This is a genomic window from Streptomyces sp. Ru71, assembly GCF_002920535.1.
Lineage (GTDB): Bacteria > Actinomycetota > Actinomycetes > Streptomycetales > Streptomycetaceae > Streptomyces.
The window spans coordinates 1-12,921 of sequence record NZ_PQSS01000127.1 but is presented as its reverse complement, the minus strand read 5'-3'; the positions used below and the strand labels follow the sequence as shown (position 1 = coordinate 12,921).

11 protein-coding genes are annotated in these 12,921 nt (G+C 73.1%); 3 read left to right on the top strand and 8 right to left on the bottom strand.

The window, feature by feature from the left end; genetic code table 11:
- Both C3489_RS36835 and C3489_RS36830 read right to left on the bottom strand, forming a co-directional pair.
- Window positions 1-190, bottom strand: a 190-nt coding sequence (locus C3489_RS36835; RefSeq protein WP_374936807.1) for a RidA family protein, incomplete at its 3' end; no start/stop codon positions are given.
- Window positions 187-1,317 (bottom strand): acyl-CoA dehydrogenase family protein, encoded by a 1,131-nt coding sequence (locus C3489_RS36830; protein WP_103786499.1) that lies wholly within the window; start codon window positions 1,315-1,317, stop codon window positions 187-189. The genes C3489_RS36830 and C3489_RS36835, both read right to left, overlap by 4 nt.
- Before the next feature lie 153 nt (window positions 1,318-1,470).
- Here C3489_RS36830 and C3489_RS36825 point away from each other — a divergent pair, with 153 nt between their 5' ends.
- Entirely contained in the window at window positions 1,471-3,054 is a 1,584-nt protein-coding gene (locus C3489_RS36825; protein WP_103786498.1) for an AMP-binding protein, read from the top strand.
- Window positions 3,055-3,090: 36 nt separating this feature from the next.
- The gene (locus tag C3489_RS36820; RefSeq protein WP_103786497.1) at window positions 3,091-3,927 is read left to right on the top strand and encodes a PaaX family transcriptional regulator C-terminal domain-containing protein; all 837 of its coding nucleotides are present in this window, start codon (window positions 3,091-3,093) and stop codon (window positions 3,925-3,927) included.
- Between the two features lie 5 nt (window positions 3,928-3,932).
- On the opposite strand, the gene C3489_RS36815 is transcribed toward C3489_RS36820, so the two are convergent.
- Window positions 3,933-6,221 (bottom strand): bifunctional salicylyl-CoA 5-hydroxylase/oxidoreductase, encoded by a 2,289-nt coding sequence (locus C3489_RS36815; protein WP_103786496.1) that lies wholly within the window; start codon window positions 6,219-6,221, stop codon window positions 3,933-3,935.
- A 4-nt stretch (window positions 6,222-6,225) separates the two neighbouring features.
- On the bottom strand, window positions 6,226-7,053 hold the full coding sequence (locus tag C3489_RS36810; protein ID WP_103786495.1) for an enoyl-CoA hydratase family protein: 828 nt from the start codon (window positions 7,051-7,053) through the stop codon (window positions 6,226-6,228).
- 270 nt (window positions 7,054-7,323) lie between these two features.
- On the opposite strand from C3489_RS36810, the gene C3489_RS36805 reads away from it, so the two are divergent.
- On the top strand, window positions 7,324-7,776 hold the full coding sequence (locus C3489_RS36805; protein WP_103786494.1) for an ATP-binding protein: 453 nt from the start codon (window positions 7,324-7,326) through the stop codon (window positions 7,774-7,776).
- Here C3489_RS36805 and C3489_RS36800 read toward each other — a convergent pair.
- From C3489_RS36800 to C3489_RS39745, 4 genes are all read right to left on the bottom strand, one after another.
- Complete coding sequence (locus tag C3489_RS36800) at window positions 7,736-9,175, bottom strand: amino acid permease (protein ID WP_103786493.1); 1,440 nt, start codon at window positions 9,173-9,175, stop codon at window positions 7,736-7,738. The two genes, C3489_RS36805 and C3489_RS36800, sit on opposite strands and share 41 nt — an antisense overlap.
- Before the next feature lie 123 nt (window positions 9,176-9,298).
- Window positions 9,299-10,306: an ornithine carbamoyltransferase gene (gene argF, locus C3489_RS36795; RefSeq protein WP_103786492.1), complete on the bottom strand. Its 1,008-nt coding sequence runs from the start codon at window positions 10,304-10,306 to the stop codon at window positions 9,299-9,301.
- A gap of 87 nt (window positions 10,307-10,393) precedes the next feature.
- On the bottom strand, window positions 10,394-11,617 hold the full coding sequence (locus tag C3489_RS36790) for an arginine deiminase (protein WP_103786491.1): 1,224 nt from the start codon (window positions 11,615-11,617) through the stop codon (window positions 10,394-10,396).
- Between the two features lie 103 nt (window positions 11,618-11,720).
- Window positions 11,721-12,921, bottom strand: a 1,201-nt coding sequence (locus C3489_RS39745; protein ID WP_258055111.1) for an HEXXH motif-containing putative peptide modification protein, incomplete at its 5' end; no start/stop codon positions are given.

Sequence of the window (12,921 nt, the reverse complement as noted above, 5' to 3'; positions counted from 1 at the left end):
GCAGCGCGGTCAGCAGGTTGGCCAGGGCCCGCGCGAACTGCTCGGGCAGGGTGGCCCCGGTGACCTTGCCGTCGGCGTCCAGGGCGGTCTGCCCGGCGAGGAAGACCACCCGGGAGCCGGTGGCGACGACGGCGTGGGAGAAGCCGGCGGGCGGGGACATCCCGGGCGGGTTGACGCGCTCGGCGGTCACTCGGTGGCCTCCCGTCGGGCGTACAGCTCCTTGGCGATGATGCCGCGCTGGACCTCGCTGGCGCCCTCGTAGATGCGCGGGGCGCGGACCTCGCGGTAGAGGTGCTCCAGCAGGTGGCCACGTCGCAGCGCGCGGGCGCCGTGCAGCTGGACGGCGGTGTCGACGACGTACTGCGCGGTCTCGGTGGCGAGCAGTTTCGCCATCGCCGCCCGCCCGCGCACATCGGCGGCGCCCGTGTCGTGGGCGGCCGCCGCCGCGTACACCAGCAGCCGGGCGGCCTCGGTGCGCAGGGCCATCTCGGCGACCTGGTGGGAGACGGTCTGCAGGTCGCTCAGCGTGCCGCCGAAGGCGCCGCGGCGGGCGGTGTGGGCGAGGGTGGCGTCCAGGGCGGCCTGGGCCATGCCGACGGCGAAGGCGCCGACGCTGGGCCGGAACAGGGTGAGGGTGCCCATGGCGACGGCGAACCCGCGGTCCACCTCGCCGAGGACGTCGTCGGCACTCACGGGCACGGCGTCGAAGCGCAGGGCGCCGATGGGGTGCGGGGAGAGCATCTCCAGGGCGCTGCCGGTCAGTCCGGGCCGGTCGGCCGGGACCAGGAAGGCGGTGACGCCGCGGGCGCCGGCCCCGGGCGTCGTACGGGCGAAGACGGTGCAGAAGTCGGCCTCGGGCGCGTTGGAGATCCAGCACTTGTCGCCGGTGAGCCGCCAGCGTCCGGGGCCGTCGGGTTCGGCCGCCAGTGACAGCGCCGCCGCGTCCGAGCCCGCGTCCGGCTCGCTGAGGGCGAACGCCGCGATCGCCGTGCCCTCGGTCACGGCGGGCAGCCAGCGCTCCCGCTGGGCCGGGGTGCCGTGGGCGTGGACGGGGTGGGCTCCCAGGCCCTGGAGGGCGAGGGCGGTCTCGGCCTCGGTGCAGGCGTAGGCCAGGGACTCCCGCATCAGGCACAGGTCGAGCGCGCCCGAGGCGAAGAGGCGGCGCAGCAGTCCGAGCCGCCCCAGTTCGGAGACGAGGGCGCGGTTGACGCGGCCGGGCTCGCCCTTCTCGGCGAGCGGGCGCAGCCGTTCCGCGGCCAGGGTGCGCAGCTCGGCACACCAGGCGGTTTGTTCCGGTTCGAGCGAGAATGCGGGCATTGCCGGTCCCCTCTCCCTCGGGCTCGCCTCGACGATATCGCGTACCGTTGACTGTCGTCACCAAGGCGATACGCTCCGGATGAGCCGGCCCGACAGGTCGACCCGTTCAGCGAGCCCACCACCCCGCCCGACCCGGCAAGGGGGCGAACCGCCATGACGACCACGGCGCACCTGGACACCTTCGCGCGCGACCACCTCCCGCCGCGCGAGCAGTGGCCCGAGCTCCGCTTCGACCTCCCGGAGCTGCGCTACCCCGAACGGCTGAACTGCGCCGGCGTCCTGCTTCAGGGCCCCCCGGACGAGCGCCCCGCGTTCCGTACCCCGGACGGGGGCGTCTGGACGTACGGCGAGCTGCGCGCCCGCGTCGACCGGCTCGCGCATCTGCTCGGCCGCGACCTCGGGGTCGTGCCCGGCGACCGGGTGCTGCTGCGCGGCCCGACCACGCCGTGGCTGGCCGCCTGCTGGCTGGCGGTGCTGAAGGCGGGCGCGATCGCCGTCACCGTGCTGGCCCAGCAGCGGCCGCACGAGCTGGCCACGATCTGCGAGATCGCCCGGGTGCGGCACGCGCTGTGCGACATCCGCGCGGTCGACGACCTGGCCAAGGCCGAGATACCGGGCCTGTCCATCACCACTTACGGCGGTGACGGCCCCGGCGACCTGCTCAACCGCCCGGCGCCCGGCACCCCGTACCCGGCCGTGGACACCGCCGCCGACGACGTGGCGCTGATCGCCTTCACCTCCGGCACCACCGGCCGCCCCAAGGGCTGCATGCACCTGCACCGGGACGTCCTCGCGATCGCCGACACCTTCTCCCGGCACGTGCTCAGACCCACCCCCGACGACGTGTTCACCGGCTCTCCCCCGCTCGGCTTCACCTTCGGCCTCGGCGGTCTGGTCGTCTTCCCGCTGCGGGCCGGGGCCAGTGCCCTGCTGCTCGAACAGGCCCATCCCGCCCAGCTGTTGCCCGCCATCTCCGAGCACCGCGTCTCGGTGCTGTTCACCGCGCCGACCGCGTACCGGGCGATGCTCCCCGAGCTCGACCACCACGACGTGTCCCACCTGCGCCGCTGCGTCTCGGCCGGCGAGAACCTGCCGGCGGCCACCTGGCACGCCTGGTACGAGCGGACCGGCCTGAAGATCATCAACGGCATCGGCGCCACCGAGCTGCTGCACATCTTCCTCTCCGCCGCCGACGACGACATCCGGCCTGGCACCACCGGCGTCCCGGTGCCGGGCTGGCAGGCGCGGGTGCAGGACGCCGACGGCCGGGAACTGCCCGCCGGGGAGCCCGGACTGCTCGCCGTGCGCGGCCCGGTGGGCTGCCGCTATCTCGACGACCCGCGCCAGCGCGAGTACGTGCGGGACGGCTGGAACCTCACCGGCGACACGTATGTCCGCGACGACGACGGCTACTTCCGCTATGTCGCCCGCGCCGACGACATGATCATCACGGCCGGGTACAACGTCGCCGGACCGGAGGTGGAGGACGCCCTGCTGCGCCACCCGGACGTGGTCGAGGCGGCGGTCGTGGGACGGCCCGACGAGGACCGCGGGCAGGTGGTGGTCGCCTACGTCGTCGTCAAGGAGGGCGCCCCGCAGGACGCCGAGGCGCTGCGCGCGCACGTCAAGTCCGAACTGGTGCCGTACAAGTGCCCGCGCCAGGTGGTGTTCCTGGACGCGCTGCCCCGCACGGCGACCGGCAAACTCCAGCGGTTCCGGCTGCGCGCGGGCGGGTGAGGCGAACGTGACCAGCAGCGATACCGACGACCTAAAATGATCAACGTGTCCGACCCGCACGCTCCCCGGTCCCTGATCGTCACGCTCTACGGTGCCTACGGCCGCTTCGTCCCGGGCCCGGTGCCCGTGGCCGAGCTGATCCGGCTGCTGGCCGCGGTAGGGGTCGACGCCCCCTCGGTGCGCTCCTCGGTGTCCCGGCTGAAACGGCGCGGGCTGCTGCTGCCGGCCCGCACCGAGCGCGGCGCCGCCGGCTACGAACTCTCCCCGCAGGCCGAGCAGTTGCTGGCGGACGGCGACCGCCGCATCTACGCCGCCACGCCGGCCGAGGACGAGGGCTGGGTGCTGGCCGTGTTCTCGGTGCCGGAGTCGGAGCGGCAGAAGCGGCATGTGCTGCGCTCCCGGCTGGCCGGCCTCGGCTTCGGCACGGCGGCACCCGGCGTGTGGATCGCGCCGGCCCGGCTGTACGAGGAGACCCGGCACACGCTGCAGCGGCTGGGACTGGACGGCTACGTCGACTTCTTCCGCGGCGAGCACCTGGGCTACACGCCGACCGCCGAGGCGGTCGCCCGCTGGTGGGACCTGGCGGCCATCGCCAAGGAGCACGAGGCGTTCCTGGACCGCCACGAACCGGTGCTGCACGCCTGGCAGCAGCGGCCCGACACCCCGCCCGAGGACGCCTACCGCGACTACCTCCTCGCCCTCGACTCCTGGCGCCACCTGCCCTACACCGACCCAGGCCTGCCCGCGCGGCTGCTGCCCGCCGACTGGCCCGGGGTGCGCTCGGTGGCCGTGTTCCAGGCACTGCACGAGCGGCTGCGCGATGTGGGTGCCGAGTTCGCGGGTGTACCGGGGTCCGACGCTCTGCAGGGCTGACGTGCTCAGAGGCTGAGCCGGGGCTTCGGCGCGTCCGTCCGGCCCGTCTGCGGGCGGCGGCTGCCCGCCCGGTACGGGGCGGGCCAGACGGCACCCGGCCCGGTGTAACCCTGTTCGGCGGCGGCGTGCAGCGTCCAGTGCGGGTCGTACAGGTGCGGGCGGGCCAGCGCGCACAGATCGGTGCGCCCGGCCAGGATCAGCGAGTTGACGTCGTCCCAGGAGGAGATCGCGCCGACCGCGATCACCGGGACGCCCACCTGGTGCCGGATCCGGTCCGCGTAGGGCGTCTGGTACGACCGTCCGAACTCGGGCCGCTCGTCGGCGACGACCTGCCCGGTCGACACGTCGATCGCGTCGGCACCGTGCCCGGCGAAGGCGCGGGCGATCTCCACGGCCTCCTCGGCGGTGGTGCCGCCCTCGGCCCAGTCGGTGGCCGAGATGCGCACCGTCATCGGCCGCTCCGCGGGCCACACCGCGCGTACGGACTCGAAGACCTCCAGCGGGAACCGCAGCCGCCTGTCCAGGGAGCCCCCGTAGGCGTCGGTGCGCCGGTTGGTCAGCGGGGACAGGAAGCCGGACAGCAGATAGCCGTGCGCGCAGTGCAGTTCGAGCAGGTCGAAGCCGGCCCGGGCGGCCCGCTCGGCGGCTGCGGTGAACTGCTCGCGGATGTCGGTGAGTTGTGCCCGGGACAGCTCGCGCGGCACCTGGCTGCCCGGCTTGTACGGCAGCGGGGAGGGGGCCACCAGCGGCCAGTTGCCGTCGGGCAGCGGCTGGTCCATGCCCTCCCACATCAGCCGGGTGGAGCCCTTGCGCCCGCTGTGGCCGAGCTGCACGCCGATCGCCGTACCGGGCGAGGCGTCGTGCACGAAGGACACGATCCGCTTCCACGCCTCGGCCTGGCGGCCGGTGTACAGGCCGGCGCAGCCGGGCGTGATACGGCCCTCGGCGCTCACGCACACCATCTCGGTCATCACCAGGGCGGCACCGCCGAGCGCGCGGGCTCCCAGGTGGACGAGGTGGAAGTCGCCGGGGACGCCGTCGACCGCCGAGTACATGTCCATGGGGGAGACGACGACCCGGTTGCGCAAGGTCAGCCCGCGCAGCCGCAGCGGCGTGAACATGGGCGGGGTGCCGGGCGGGCAGCCGAACTCCCGTTCCACGGCATCGGTGAAGCGTGCGTCGCGCAGCCGGAGGTTGTCGTGGGTGACGCGGCGCGAGCGGGTGAGCAGGTTGAAGGCGAACTGCCGGGGCGGCTGGTCCAGGTACAGCGCCAGGTTCTCGAACCACTCCAGGCTGGCGCGGGCGGCCCGCTGGGTCGAGGCGACGACCGGCTTGCGCTCCTCCTCGTACGCCGTGAGCGCCTGTTCGAGGTCCGGCTGTTCGTTGAGGCAGGCGGCGAGCGCGAGCGCGTCCTCGACGGCGAGCTTGGTGCCGGAGCCGATGGAGAAGTGGGCGGTGTGGGCGGCGTCGCCGAGCAGCACGACGTTGCCGTGCGACCAACGGTCGTTGACGACGGTGCGGAAGGTGGTCCAGGTGGAGTTGTTGGAGCGCAGCGGCCGGCCGCCGAGGGCGTCCGCGAAGATCTTGGCGCAGCGGGCGATCGACTCGGTCTCGGTCAGCTCGTCGAACCCGGCCGCGCGCCAGACCTCCTCGCGCATCTCGACGATCACGGTGGAGGCGTCGGCCGCGTACGGGTAGCCGTGCAGCTGCATCACGCCGTGTTCGGTCTCGGCGATCTCGAAGCGGAAGGCGTCGAAGGCGAAGTCGGCGGCGAGCCAGATGTAGCGGCAGCGGTGCGATGTGATGTGGGGGCGGAAGGTGCCGGCGCACCTCTCGCGGGTGGTGCTGTGGACTCCGTCGGCGGCGATGACCAGGTCGTACGTCGCCGCCAGCGTGTCGGTGTCCGGTGCCTCGGTGCGAAAGCGCAGGTCGACGCCGAGGTCTTCGCAGCGGTCGTGCAGGATCTGCAGGAGGCGTTTGCGGCCCAGGGCGGCGAAGCCGTGTCCTCCGGAGGTTTGGCGGGTGCCTCGGTGCACGATGTCGATGTCGTCCCAGCGGGTGAAGTGTCGCTGGAGGGCTTCGTAGACCACGGGGTCGGCGTGTTCGATGCCGCCGAGGGTTTCGTCGGAGAGGACGACTCCGAAGCCGAAGGTGTCGTCGGGGGCGTTGCGTTCCCACACCGTGACGTCGCGGGTCGGGTCGAGGCGTTTCAGCAGCGCCGCCGCGTAGAGGCCCCCTGGGCCGCCTCCGACTATCGCGATGCGGGTTGGCACAGTCCCCTTGCGAGGAAGCATCCGCCTACCTCCCCTGCCACTTCGGGGGGCGCTTCTCTGTGAAGGCCGCGTGGAACTCCGCGTAGTCCTCGCCGTTCATCAGCAGGGCCTGGGTCGAGGCGTCCAGTTCGACCGAGGCCGCCAGTGGCATGTCCAGCTCCGCTGTCAGGAGCGCCTTCGTCTGGGCGTAGGCCAGGGCCGGGCCGTCGGCCAGGCGGCGGGCCAGGGTACGGGCGGCCTCGTCGGCCCGGCCGTCCTCGGTCAGCTCGCTGATCAGGCCGATGCGCTCGGCCTCCAGGGCGCGGACCGGTTCGCCGAGCATGAGCAGGCGGGTGGCGTGGCCGAGGCCGACGACCCTGGGCAGCAGATAGGCCGCGCCCATGTCGCCGCCGGACAGGCCGACGCGGGTGAAGAGGAAGGCGAAGCGGGCCGAGGGGTCCGCCACCCGGAAGTCCGCCGCCAGGGCCAGGACGGCACCGGCGCCGGCCGCGACGCCGTGCACCGCGGCGATCACCGGGAAGGGGCATTCGCGGATCGCCCGGACGACCTGGCCGGTCATCCGGTTGAAGTCGAGCAGCTGGGCGGTGTCCATGGACAGGGTGGCGCCGATGATCTCGTCGACGTCGCCGCCGGAGCAGAAGCCGCGCCCCTCGCCGGCCAGCACCAGGGCCCGTACGGACCGCTCGCGGGAGAGTTCGGCGAGCAGGTCGCGCAGGTCGGCGTAGGCGCCGAAGGTGAGGGCGTTGAGCTTGTCGGGGCGGGCCAGGGTGACGGTCGCGACCCCGTCGGCGTGCTCGACCCGCAGATGCTCCCAGGCGGGGGTGCGGGCGGTCGAGCCGGTGAAGGGACTCATGCGGGCGGCCTCCTCACTGAGCGCTGCCCTTCGAAGCTATCACCGATCCGTGACCATCGTCACGAGTACGCGATACGGCGGCCGGGACATTGGCCGAAGAACGTCACGGCCGAGCGATGACCCGGTAACAGTGGGACCCGTGCGGCGCGGCGGGGCGTTTCGGCGGGTAAGCCGCCCGTTGCCGGGGCCGACGGTCCCGGACGGCGCCCGGCCGAGGGCTCTGCGGGGCGGCGCCGTATCCTCATACGTCGAAAGCAGGACAGCCTGCTGATGAACGGACTCGCTGTGTACGAACCCCCCACCTCGTCCGCCTCCTGGCGCATCCCGCTGCCGCACACCGCCGCGGCCGTGCCGGTGGCGCGTGCCCTGGTGCGCACGGCCCTGGCCGAGCTGGAGCACGGGGCGGACAGCGACACCGCGGAACTGCTGACGGCGGAGCTGGTGGCGAACGCCGTCGAGCACACCTCTGGGGGCTCCGGCATAGAGCTGGTGGTGGAGCTGCTGCCGACCGGCTGCCAGGTCGAGGTGCACGACCCGGACCCGGCGCCGCCGGGCGACCTCACCCGGCCCACCCTCGCCGTGCCGGACCCGTGGCAGGAGGGCGGGCGCGGGCTCCTGCTGATCCGCGCCCTGTCCTCGTCGTGCGGGCACCGCCCCACCGAGTCCGGCAAGGCGGTGTGGTTCAGACTGCCGACGGTTCCCGCACAGCGGCGTCCGGCGTGACGTCGGCCGCCGGTCGGACCAGCCGGGAGTTGCGCCGCCCGTAGACGGCGTACACGGCCAGGCCGGCAGCCAGGAAGCCGGCGAACTGGAGCCAAGCGCTCCAGCCGGTCTCGTACATCAGGTACAGGCAGAAGCCGACGCCGAGCAGCGGCAGCACCGGGTAGAGCGGCACCCGGAACGTGCGGGCCAGGCCGGGCTCGCGGCGGCGCAGGGCGATGACGGCGATGTTGACCACGGCCATGATCGCGAGTGTGCCGATGGTGCACAGGTCGACCACCGCGTCCAGCGAGGCGAAGGCGGCCGGGATGGCGAAGACGACGGCGATGATCAGTGTGCCGGCGATGGGGGTGGAGGTGCGCGGGGAGACCTGCTCGAAGACGCGCGGGATCAGCCCGTCCCGGGACATCGACATCAGGATGCGGCTCTGCCCGTACATCACCGCGAGCGTGACCGAGGCGATGGCGACGACCGCACCGAAGGCGATGATGCCGCCGCCGACCGTGGAGCCGGTGACCTGGTTGACGACGTAGGACAGGGCGGCGGGGCGGCCGCCGACCTCCTTGCCGCCGACGGCGCCGGTCGCGGCGAGGGCGACCGCGCAGTACAGCAGGGTGACGATGCCCATGCAGACCAGGATGGCGACGGGGATGTCCCGGCGCGGGTTCTTCGCCTCCTCGCCGGCCGTGGTGATCGCGTCGAAGCCGATGTAGGAGAAGAACGCGGCGGTGGTGCCCGCGCCGATGCCGCCGAGGCCGGCCGGGGCGAACGGGGTGAGGTTGCCGTCCTTGAAGGCGTAGAAGCCGATCGCGCAGAAGGCGAGCAGGATGGCCAGCTTCACGGCGGCCATCGCGGCGGTCGCCCGGGCGCTCTCGCGCACCCCGCGCACCAGCAGCACGCAGGCCAGGGCGATGACGATCACCGCGGGGAGGTTGACGATGCCGCCCTCACCGGGGCCGGCGGACAGGGCGGTGGGCAGCTGCCATCCGGTGAGGCTGTGCAGCAGTTCGTTGACGTACTGGCTCCACCCGACGGCGACGGCGGAGATGGACACGCCGTATTCGAGGAGCAGGCACCAGCCGACCAGGAAGGCGGTGGTCTCGCCGAGGCCGGCGTAGGCGAAGGAGTACGACGATCCGGAGACCGGGATCGCGCCGCCCAGCTCGGCGAAGGAGAACGCGGTGAAGACGCAGGTGATCGCCGCGAGCAGGAAGGAGACGACGACCGCGGGGCCGGCCTGGGCGACGGAGTCGGACAGCCCGACGAAGATGCCGGTGCCGACGATCGCGCCGACACCGAAGCAGATCAGCTGGGCCAGGCCCATGGTGCGCTTGAGGCCGTGGCCTTCCCGGTCGGCGCCGGATTCGGCGACCAGGAGCGCGGGGGACTTGAAGCGGGGCATGCGGGTGGTGCTCGTTTCTGGGGACGGGGTGCGCCGAGGTGGGGCGCGCGACGGCCGCGGAAGGGGTGGCTCCGGGCCGCCGGACAGCATAAGGCCTGGTCGTCGAAGAGGCCGGGCCCTCGATCAGGCCAGGGTGGCCACCAGGACCGCCTTGATGGTGTGCAGACGGTTCTCGGCCTCGTCGAAGACGACCGAGTGCGCGGACTCGAAGACCTCGTCGGTGACCTCCAGGGAGTCCAGGCCGTGGGTCTCGAAGATCTCGCGCCCGACCTTGGTGCCGAGGTCGTGGAAGGCCGGCAGGCAGTGCAGGAACTTCACGTCCGCGTTGCCGGTGGCGCGCAGCACGTCCATGGTCACGGCGTACGGGGCCAGCGCGGTGATGCGCTCGTCCCAGACCTCCTTGGGCTCGCCCATGGACACCCAGACGTCGGTGGCGACGAAGTCGGCGCCCCGCACGCCCTCCTGCACGGCCTCGGTGAGGGTGATGCGGGCGCCGGTCGACTCGGCGAGCTCGCGGGCCCGGTCGACGATCTCCTGGGCCGGCCAGTAGGACTTCGGGGCGACGATCCGTACGTCCATGCCGAGCAGGGCGCCGGTGACCAGGTAGGAGTTGCCCATGTTGAAGCGGGCGTCGCCGAGGTAGGCGAAGGCGATCTCGGTGAGCGGCTTGGCGCTGTGCTCGGTCATGGTGAGCACGTCGGCGAGCATCTGGGTGGGGTGCCAGTCGTCGGTGAGCCCGTTGAAGACGGGCACACCGGCGTACGCGGCCAGCTCCTCGACCTTCTCCTGGCTGTCGCCGCGGTACTCGATGCCGTCGTACATCCGGCCCAGCACCCGCGCGGTGTCCCGCACGGACTCCTTGTGGCCGATCTGGGAGCCCGTCGGGTCCAGGTAGGTGGTGTGGGCGCCCTGGTCGGCGGCGGCGACCTCGAAGGCGCAGCGGGTGCGGGTGGAGGTCTTCTCGAAGATCAGCGCGATGTTCTTCCCGCGCAGGTGCTGCTGCTCGGTCCCGGCCTTCTTGGCGGCCTTCAGCTCGGCGGCCAGCTCGATCAGCCCGCGGAACTCCTCCTGGGTGAAGTCCAGCTCCTTGAGGAAGTGGCGGCCGGCGAGGGCGGTCGGGACTGTCGCCATGGGGGCGCTCCAGAGGGACGGGGACAGGGAACTCCTGGAAGTCTATACGACGGACAGAATTTATATACGGTGGCGGGTGCGCCCCGGCTATACGGCGTCCCGCTCCACCGGACAGCTCATGCAGCGTGGCCCGCCCCTGCCCCGCCCCAGCTCGCTGCCCGGGATCTCGATCACCTCGATGCCCTGCTTGCGCAGATGCGTGTTGGTGGTGGAGTTGCGCTCGTAGGCGACCACCACCCCCGGCTCGACGGCGAGGACGTTGCAGCCGTCGTCCCACTGCTCGCGCTCGGCTGCGTGCACGTCCTGGGTGGCGGTGAGCACCCGGATCTCGCTCAGCCCCAGCGCGGCGGCGATCGCGCGGTGCATGTGCTCCGGCGGATGGTCGGTGACCTTCAGCTCCTTGTCGCCGGCCCCCGGTTCGATGGTGTACGAGCGCAGCATGCCGAGGCCCGCGTACTGGGTGAAGGTGTCGCCGTCGACCATCGTCATCACCGTGTCCAGGTGCATCAGGGCACGCCGCTTGGGCATGTCCAGCGCCACGATGGTGCGGGCGGAGCCGGCCGCGAACAACTTGTGCGCCAGCATCTCCACGGCCTGCGGCGTGGTGCGCTCGCTCATGCCGATCAGCACCGCGCCGTTGCCGATGACCAGCACGTCACCGCCCTCGATGGTGGACGGGTAGTCGGCCTGTCCCTCCGACCACAGCCGGAAGGGCTCCTCCCGGAAGAGCGGGTGGTGCCGGTAGATCGCCTCGAAGTGCACGGTCTCGCGCTGCCGGGCCGGCCAGCGCATGGCGTTGACCGAGACGCCGTCGTAGATCCATGCCGAGGTGTCCCGGGTGAAGAGGTGGTTCGGCAGCGGCGCCAGCAGGAAGTCGTCGAGCTCCATGACGTGGAAGCGCACGGAGACCGGTTCCTCGTGCGCCTGCAGGAACTCCCGCTTGGTCATCCCGCCGACCAGCGCCTCGGCCAGCTCGCGCGCCGGCAGGGTCTCGAAGGCCTCGCGCAGGTGGTCGGTGGCGAGCGGGCCGTACTCCTTCTCGTGGAAGACCCGGTCGAGGACGAGCGATCTCGCCTCCGGGATCTCCAGGGTCTCGGTGAGCAGATCGCCGAACAGGTGCACATTCACGCCCCGGTCGCGCAGTACGTCCGCGAACCCGTCGTGCTCGGCGCGCGCCCGGCGCACCCAGAGCACGTCGTCGAAGAGCAGGGCCGTCTTGTTGCTGGGTGTGAGCCTTTTGAGCTCAAGGTCCGGCCGGTGCAGGATCACGCGGCGCAGCCGCCCGGCCTCGGAGTCGACGTGGAATCCCATGCCTCCATCCTGACCACCGGGTGCCGAGTTGACCCGCCACTCGCAGGTTTCTCTTCACCTTCGCCGTCAGAAAGAGGGGGGCTTTCGGCCGCGGACGGCGGGCTCAGCCGCTCGGCTGGGGCTGGGTCTGCTCCGGGCGGGCCAGCATGCGGCGGGAGGCGCGGCCCGGGTCCAGGGTGGCGCGGGCGACGATCCAGCCGGCCAGCGCGTGCGGTTCCGTGGGGTGGTCCGCCAGCAGGTCGGCGTAGCCGGCGAGGGCGGTGGCCGGGTCTCCGGCGGCCAGATGCTCGTCGGGCGTGCGCGGGGCGGTGGGCGCGCTGGCGAAGGCGTGGGTGCGCAGGTCGGGCCAGAAGGCGCGGTCCGTGCGGAAGCGGGGCGGGTCCGGGGTCGGGGCCGTGGGCGAGGGCGGTGCCGCGATGTTGCGCAGGCGCCACTCCGTGCGGTGCAGCAGGGCCGCCGTGCGGGCCCGGGCGAGGGCGGCCGGCGGGACGGGCTCGCGCAGCCAGCCGTCGAGCGTGGCCGCGAGGCCCGACACCAGCGCCCGGCCCTGGGCGGTGAGGCGGCCGCTGGTCAGCAGGGTGCGCACCACGAGCCGGCTCTGCAGGCGGCGCAGGGCGAAGTGGTAGGCGGCGACGTCGGCCGCGAGGTCGCCGCGTGTGTCGGCGTCGCGGTCGGCGCCGGCGCCGGCCCACCCGTCGGGGGGCTCGCCGGTCCACCGCTCACTGGGGCTGGCTTGGTCGCCGGTCCACCGGTCGTCGTGGGCGGCCCGGTCGCCGTGGCCGGCACCGTCCGCGTGGCCGGCCCCGTCCGCGTGGCCGGCCCCGTCCGCGTGGCCGCCGGTGTGCCAGGCCCCCCGAGTGCCCGTCCCGGGCTCGTCGCGGGCCTGCGCCAGGCGGTCCCGCCAGAAGCCGGCGACGCCGGTGAAGGCGTACGCGCCGTGCAGCAGGCCGGTCAGATGGCGCGGGTCGGCCCGCCAGGGGGCGTAGTAGCGCTCCTCGCGGTCGTCGTCGAGCAGCGGGAAGAGGTGCAGGAGCGCGGCCAGCTTGCTGTGCTGGAACTCGTGGACGAGGGTCTCGGCGAGGGCGAGCGCGCGGGACGGGCGGGAGATCACCATGCCGCCGTAGGAGTCGCCGCTGGAGGCGGACACCTGGACGGCTGACGGGGCGGGCGGGGTCGCCGCGGTGCGGCCGTAGGGGACGACGGAGCGGATCAGAGCCGCGTCGATGCGCCCGGGCCCCGGCCCGCCGGAGCCGTCGAGGACGGCGGCGGCTTCCGCGAACAGCCGCTGCCAGGCCCGGGCCTCG

Excerpts from the sequence above, each read along its gene's own strand:
- C3489_RS36830 (WP_103786499.1), bottom strand. The coding sequence starts at position 1,317 with ATGCCCGCATTCTCGCTCGAACCGGAACAAACCGCCTGGTGTGCCGAG.
- C3489_RS36825 (WP_103786498.1), top strand. The coding sequence starts at position 1,471 with ATGACGACCACGGCGCACCTGGACACCTTCGCGCGCGACCACCTCCCG.
- C3489_RS36820 (WP_103786497.1), top strand. The coding sequence starts at position 3,091 with ATGATCAACGTGTCCGACCCGCACGCTCCCCGGTCCCTGATCGTCACG.
- C3489_RS36815 (WP_103786496.1), bottom strand. The coding sequence starts at position 6,221 with ATGCTTCCTCGCAAGGGGACTGTGCCAACCCGCATCGCGATAGTCGGA.
- C3489_RS36810 (WP_103786495.1), bottom strand. The coding sequence starts at position 7,053 with ATGAGTCCCTTCACCGGCTCGACCGCCCGCACCCCCGCCTGGGAGCAT.
- C3489_RS36805 (WP_103786494.1), top strand. The coding sequence starts at position 7,324 with ATGAACGGACTCGCTGTGTACGAACCCCCCACCTCGTCCGCCTCCTGG.
- C3489_RS36800 (WP_103786493.1), bottom strand. The coding sequence starts at position 9,175 with ATGCCCCGCTTCAAGTCCCCCGCGCTCCTGGTCGCCGAATCCGGCGCC.
- argF (WP_103786492.1), bottom strand. The coding sequence starts at position 10,306 with ATGGCGACAGTCCCGACCGCCCTCGCCGGCCGCCACTTCCTCAAGGAG.
- C3489_RS36790 (WP_103786491.1), bottom strand. The coding sequence starts at position 11,617 with ATGGGATTCCACGTCGACTCCGAGGCCGGGCGGCTGCGCCGCGTGATC.